4 protein-coding genes and 1 pseudogene are annotated in these 6405 nt (G+C 73.5%); 4 read left to right on the top strand and 1 reads right to left on the bottom strand.

From position 1 onward, the window contains the following. Nucleotides 1-332: 332 nt before the first annotated feature. Nucleotides 333-1856 (bottom strand): alpha/beta fold hydrolase, encoded by a 1524-nt coding sequence (locus AB0E88_RS35575; protein WP_361639324.1) that lies wholly within the window; start codon nucleotides 1854-1856, stop codon nucleotides 333-335. Nucleotides 1857-1918: 62 nt separating this feature from the next. On the opposite strand from AB0E88_RS35575, the gene AB0E88_RS35570 reads away from it, so the two are divergent. The 4 genes and pseudogenes from AB0E88_RS35570 to AB0E88_RS35555 all read left to right on the top strand — a co-directional run bounded on the left by AB0E88_RS35570 (nucleotide 1919) and on the right by AB0E88_RS35555 (nucleotide 6181). Continuing rightward, complete coding sequence (locus AB0E88_RS35570; RefSeq protein ID WP_361639330.1) at nucleotides 1919-2863, top strand: MerR family transcriptional regulator; 945 nt, start codon at nucleotides 1919-1921, stop codon at nucleotides 2861-2863. Nucleotides 2864-3076: 213 nt separating this feature from the next. Then, nucleotides 3077-4648: an APC family permease gene (locus AB0E88_RS35565; RefSeq protein WP_361639321.1), complete on the top strand. Its 1572-nt coding sequence runs from the start codon at nucleotides 3077-3079 to the stop codon at nucleotides 4646-4648. Nucleotides 4649-4792: 144 nt separating this feature from the next. Continuing rightward, nucleotides 4793-5410, top strand: a pseudogene (locus AB0E88_RS35560) (DedA family protein); the annotation flags it as partial. 216 nt (nucleotides 5411-5626) lie between these two features. Next, nucleotides 5627-6181 carry an SRPBCC family protein gene (locus AB0E88_RS35555; protein ID WP_361639327.1) on the top strand — a complete coding sequence of 185 codons (555 nt, stop codon included), beginning with the start codon at nucleotides 5627-5629 and terminating at the stop codon, nucleotides 6179-6181. Nucleotides 6182-6405: the final 224 nt, after the last annotated feature.

Genomic DNA, 6405 nt, shown 5'->3' with positions numbered 1-6405 from the left:
GGGGTGTCCGCCCGCAGCGTCCGGCACCGGCACAGGGCGCCGTACCGAGTGACGGCCGGCCGGACCGAGGACGGACACCCCCCACCCCGGCCCCGACTCACCACGCACCGCAGGCGCGACACCAGCCCACCACGCACCGCAGCGGGCCGCCGCAGGCACCAAAGGGGCGCGGGGAACTGCGCGACCAGCCACAACGCACCCGCACAGGCGCCGCAGGCAACAGCGACCAGCCACAACGCACCCGCACAGGCCGCCGCAGGCACAGGCGCCGCAGGCAACGGCGACCACCCCTACAAACCCGCAGAGCGACACCGCACCGACGCCAGTCCACGTCACCCGCTCAGACGCCCCACCACAGAACGCATCGCACGGCGCAGAGGCGGCCCGACCTCCTCGGCCGGGTCGAGGGTCTCGAAGCCGTGGTGACCGGCGGGCACGTCGACCAGTTCCAGCTCCGCGCCGCACTCCTTGGCCGCCGTCACGAACTCCTCGACGGTGGCCGCGATCTCCGGCGCCTCCAGCCCGGCGCGCAGCAGGACGAGCGGCAGGGCCCCGACCTGCGCCACCGCACGGGCCGGCTGGAACCCGGTGTCGGTCAGGCCCCAGTTGGGCAGCGGGGCCAGGATCGGGTAGGAGGCGGCCAGGCAGCGCAGCCACGGTGGGGGCGCGGCCAGCCAGGGCGCGGTGAGCAGGCCGCCGCCGGAGATCATCCACAGGGCGATCCGGTCGGCGTCCACCCGGGGATCGGCCCGCACCAGATCCACCGCTGCGCTGACGTCCGCGGCGGCGCGCTCGTAGTCACCGACGTCGTGCAGCCGGTGGTCCAGGGTCACGCCGACCATGCCGTGGGCGGCGGCCAGGCGGGCGTACCCGACCAGGGTCGGCCACTCGCGCGGGGTGGGCCGGGACCCCTCGGGCAAGGGACCGCCGTGCACGAACACCACGGCCGGACGCGGACCGTCCGCGTCGGGGACGTACAGGTCGACGTGTCCCCTTCTCTCCCGGGGCAGTTCGGGCACCTCCAGCGGGAACGGGCGCAGATGGGCGGGCGGTTCGCACAGGCCGGCCGGGCGCAGGCGGCGGCCCTCGCCGGCGGCCGCCGCCCGCAGGGCCTCGGCCAGTTCGGCGGGGCACGACAGCATCGGCCAGTGCCCGGTGTGCAGTTCGAAGAACGACACCCGGGGGTCGGTCAGCGCCTGAAGAGCCGGGTCGCCGAAGTCGACGAGCCGTTGCACCATGTCCACGCTGACGCCGTTGCCGGTGCAGAGCACGCCGCTGGTGGGCACCGCGGCGACCGCGCCCGTCAGCCGCAGCGGCTGGAGCAGCGTGGCGAGCGGCTGCGGCGCGGCCAGCGCGGTCAGCCGGTCCAGCGCCGCGTCGGGGACCCCGGCGGTGCTCCCCCAGCGCTGCCACTCCTCCCGGGTCGCGGGAGGCGCCAGCTCACCGTCGGTGTCCCCGCTTGCGGCCCGTTCGGACAGCCGGGCGCGCAGCTCCTGGTCCGGTACCGCGGCCAGGGGCGGGACGCCGTCGCGCGGCATGCCGGCGTCCAGGTACACGACGCGGGCGACGCGCTCCGGGCGCCGATCGGCGGCGCCGAGCACCGGATGGATGCCGTAGTCGTGGCCGACGAGCACGATCTGCCGGCCGGACGCGGGGTCCACGGCGTCGATCGCCGCGAGCACGTCCGCGATGTGCGCCTCCAGATCCGTGCCGGTTCCCGCCGCCGGGCGGTCCGCGTCGAGTGCGGTGAGGGACACCGCGTGCGCCTCGGCGCCGGCCTCGGCGAGCCGCGCGGACGTCGCCTCCCACACGTGGGCGCCGGTGAACGCGCCCGCCACCATGATGAACACCGTCATGATCGTCTCCTTGCTCGGGGGGACGGCCGGTACCGTAGGAACTCCTCTAGGGGGAGGTACAACTGTCTGTGTCGCACGAGGCCTTGTGGAGCATCGGTGAGCTCGCCGAGCGCGCGGCCGCCACCGTGAAGACCGTCCGCTTCTACTCCGACCGAGGTCTGCTGCCGGAGGCCGGCCGCAGCGGCGGCGGACACCGCCGGTACGGTCCCGAGGCGCTGGAGCGGCTGCGCCTGATCCGTTCCCTGCGCGCCCTGGACCTGCCGCTGCCCGAGGTGCGCCGGATCCTCGACGACGAGGAGGCGGCCGGCCCGGCGCTGGAGGACGCCGTCGCCGGGCGGCTGCGCGATCTCGGTTCGCAGCTGCGGGCGCTGCGCTGGCGGGAGGCGGCGCTGCGGCTGGTGCAGGAGTGTCCACCCGGGGAGCGGGCGGAGCGGGTGCGGCTGCTCGGCGCGGTGGCCGGCCGGCCGAGCACGGACGCGCCGGCCCGGTTCTGGCGGGGCTGGCTGCCGGCGCGGATGCCGGCCCGGGCCACGGCCGCGTTCCTGGAGGTGGCGGTCCCTCAGCCGCCCGCCGAGCCGGCCCCGGAGCAGGTGCTCGCCTTCGCCCGGCTGCACGCGATGACGAGCAGCCCCTGCCCGGCCGGTGCACAGCCCCGGCCGGACGTGCACCGGGTGGCCGGTCCCGGCGGGGCGGCCGTGCTGTACACGGGGCTCGCCGAGGCGTACGAGCTGACCGGGCCGCAGCTGCGCCGGGAGCGGACGCCTCGGCCCGGTGAGGCGCTGGACGCCTATGTGGCGGCGTACGCGAGTGCCTACGGCACCCGGGACACCCGGGACTTCCGCAGGCGGCTCGCCGGGCTGCTCGCGGCCGAGCCGCGTCTGGACCGGTACTGGGAGCTGGCGGCCGTGGTGATCTCGGCGCCCGGCGGCCGGCCGGAGCCGACTCCGGGGGCCGCGGACGGCTGGCTGCGGGCGGCGCTGGACACGGACAACGCCGGAGCGGCGTAGATCACACGGTAGAAATGGAACCGGACATTCCTGGCGGGCGCACGATTCCCGCACCTCTCCCGTGACCCCTGTCGCCTTCGTTCACGAGGCCGAGCGGATGCTTCACCCACGCAATTAACGGTTGCTTCACTTGATGGCCTATAAATATGAGGCCGCTCGATGCTTTCGTGAGAACGGTATGTACGGATATCGCATGATTTAACGTCATCATCCATGACTGACACGGCGACACGTCCCAAAGGCGGGACACGGCCACCGGACGACGGCACGGGCCTCGGCGAGGGCGTACGGGGCAAGGGACTGGGCGGCAACTCGGTCGGGCTGCTGGGCAGCGCGGTGATCGGCGTCTCCACCGTCGCCCCCGTCTACTGCCTCACCTCCACCCTCGGCTCCACCGCCGGCGAGGTGGGCGTGCACATGCCCGCCGTGTTCCTCGCCGGGTTCCTGCCGATGCTGCTGGTCGCCTTCGCCTACCGGGAGCTGAACAAGGCGGTCCCGGACTGCGGCACCTCCTTCACCTGGACGGTGAAGGCGTTCGGCCCGCACGTCGGCTGGATGTGCGGCTGGGGCCTGGTGATCGCGACCGTGATCGTGCTGTCCAACCTGGCCGGGGTCGCCACGTCGTACTTCTGGCTGCTGGCCGGCCGGCTCTCCGGCAGCGACGCGGTGGCCGCTCTGGACGGCGACAAGGCCGTGCACATCGTCACCTGTCTGGCGCTGATCGGCGGTGCGACCGCGATCAGCTACCGCGGCATGACGACGACGAAGGGCGTGCAGTACGCGCTGGTGGGCATCCAGCTCGTGGTGCTCGCCCTTTTCGTCGTCCTGGCCCTGCGGGCCGCCCATTCCGGCTCCTTCGCCGGCCACCTCGACTTCTCCTGGTCCTGGCTGAACCCCTTCGAGGTCAAGTCCTTCGCGTCGTTCAGCGCGGGGCTCTCCCTGTCGATCTTCATGTACTGGGGCTGGGACACCTGCCTGACGGCGAACGAGGAGACCATCGGCAGCGACAAGACCCCCGGCCGGGCCGCGCTGATCGCGATGGTGGTGCTGGTCGGCTCCTACCTGACCACCGCGGTGGCCGCCCAGATGGCGGTCGGCTCCGGCACCTCCGGCCTGGGCCTGGCCAACCCGGGCACCTCCGACAACGTCTTCGCCGCGCTGGCCGGCCCGGTCATGGGCGACGCCCTCGGCATCCTGCTGTTCGTCGCGGTCCTGGCCTCGGCCGCCGCCAGTCTGCAGACGACGTTCATCCCGGTCGCCCGCACGGTCCTCGCGATGGCCACGTACGAGGCGCTGCCTGCGTCGTACGCGCGCGTGCACGAGCGGTTCCGCACCCCCGGGCGGGCCACCGTCGTCGCCGGCGCCGCGACGGCCGTCTTCTACACCGCCATGACGCTCGTCAGCGAGCACGTCCTGGTCGACACGATCTACGCGCTCGGCCTGATGATCTGCTTCTACTACGCCCTGACCGCCTTCGCCTGCGCCTGGTTCTTCCGCGGCGACCTGACCCGCTCCGTGCGCGACGCCGTCTTCAAGGGCCTCTTCCCGGTGCTCGGCGGCTTGCTGCTGACCGCCGTGTTCGGCAAGACGCTGTACGACATGTGGAATCCGGCGTACGGCAGCGGGTCCTCCGTCCTCGGCGTGGGTTCCGTCTTCGTGATCGGCGTCGGCCTGCTGCTGCTCGGCGTGGTGATCATGCTCGTGATGCGCCGCCGCAGCCCGGCGTTCTTCCGCGGCGAGATCCTCACGGCCGGCACCCCGGCCCTCGTCGTCGACGAGCCGTAGACCCGCCCTCGCTCTTCTCCCATGGGCGGCGACCGCACCGCGGTCGCCGCCCATGCCTGTCGGCCCGGTTCACGCGATGCTGGTGGGGGCGGCCCGTGCGGTCGCCCCCAGGAGCATCCGACCCACGGCCGGGAGGCGAACGCGGTGATCGCCGTCAACCCGACGGACAGCGCCTCGGTGCTGGCCGCCTTCGGCGCGCTCGGCGTCCTGGTGGTGATCTTCGCGGAGTCGGGGCTGCTCGTCTTCGGCTTCTTCCTGCCCGGGGACACACTGCTCTTCCCGGCCGGAGTGCTGTGCGCGGACAGCTCCGGGCACGGGGCGCGGCTCGAGCTGTGGCAGGTGCTGCTGTGCGGCGCGGTCGGGGCCGTGGCCGGCGGACAGGTCGGCTACCTGCTGGGGCGGCACGGCGGAAAGGCGCTGCTGTCCCGCAACTCCAGCAGCCGGCTGCGGGAGGGAGCGGGCCGGGCGGAACGGTTCATGGCCCGCTACGGCTACGGCAAGGCCCTGGTGCTCGGCCGTTTCGTACCGGTGCTGCGCACCGTGCTGCACCCCGTGGCCGGCGCGCTCGGCGTCCCGGTGCGGACGTTCACTCTGTGGCAGGCGGTCGGCGGTGTGCTGTGGTCCCAGACGCTGGTGCTCGCCGGCTATCTGCTGGGCACGTCGGTGGCCCACGTCGACGTCTATCTCATCCCCATGGTCGCCGCGATCGTCGTGCTCTCCCTGCTGCCCCTGCTGTGGGAGGCGCTGCGCGTGCGCCGCGCGCGGGGACACGCGGATGCCCCGGAGCACGGGCGGGACCGCTCCCCGGTGCGCGAGGCGCCGGCCTCCGAGTCCCCCGCGCGGTCCTGCGAGACCGAACTCCCGGCCTCGGAGTCCCCCGCGCGGGAAGACGACCGAGCTCGCAGGTGGAGATCTCCGCCGGTCGGGTACCCGCCGCCTCGTACCGATCCGTCACGCCATGAACACGGAGGAACGAGGATGAGCACGGTCAAGGAAACCGTCGAGGTCGACGTGCCGGTCCACACCGCGTACAACCAGTGGACTCAGTTCGAGGAGTTTCCGCACTTCATGGAGGGTGTCGAGGAGGTCAGGCAGCTGGACGACCGGCACAACCACTGGACCACGAAGATCGGCGGTGTGACGCGCGAGTTCGACACCGAGATCGTCGACCAGCTCCCTGATGAGCGCATCACCTGGCGCACGACCAGCGGCGACACCGACCAGAAGGGCAGTGTCCGCTTCCAGCGCGTGGACGACACGCACACGCGCGTGGAGCTGGTGATGGAGGTCGAGCCGAGCGGCGCGGCCGAGAAGGTGGCGGACCTGGTGGGCACGATCGACCGCCGCGTCAAGGGCGACATGAAGCGCTTCAAGCAGTACATCGAGGAGCGGGGCGCCGAGTCCGGGTCGTGGCGCGGCCGCATCGCGCCCGGTGAGACGGGCGGCATGCCGGGTGGCACGGGCGGGATGCCCGGCGGTACCGGCGGCATCCCCGGCGGCACGGGCGGGATGCCCGGCGGCACGGGTCTCTGACCATCGGCACCGTCCGGCGCACGCCGGTTCACCCGCGCGCCGCGCGCCCCGTGCGCGACGCCCCGTGCCGTGGGACGTTGGCAGTGCTCGCGCCCCCGCAGGGGCCTCGTGACGTTGCCGCGCCGATCAGGTGCCGCACCGGTCCGCGGCGGGGCGCGGCCCACACCCCCGAGCCAGAGCCCCCTTGGCGCCGGGCGCCGCCCACACCCCCCCCGGCCGCGACG

This window comes from Streptomyces sp. NPDC028635 (assembly GCF_040637635.1).
GTDB lineage: Bacteria > Actinomycetota > Actinomycetes > Streptomycetales > Streptomycetaceae > Streptomyces.
This window is presented reverse-complemented; position numbering and strand designations above follow the sequence as displayed.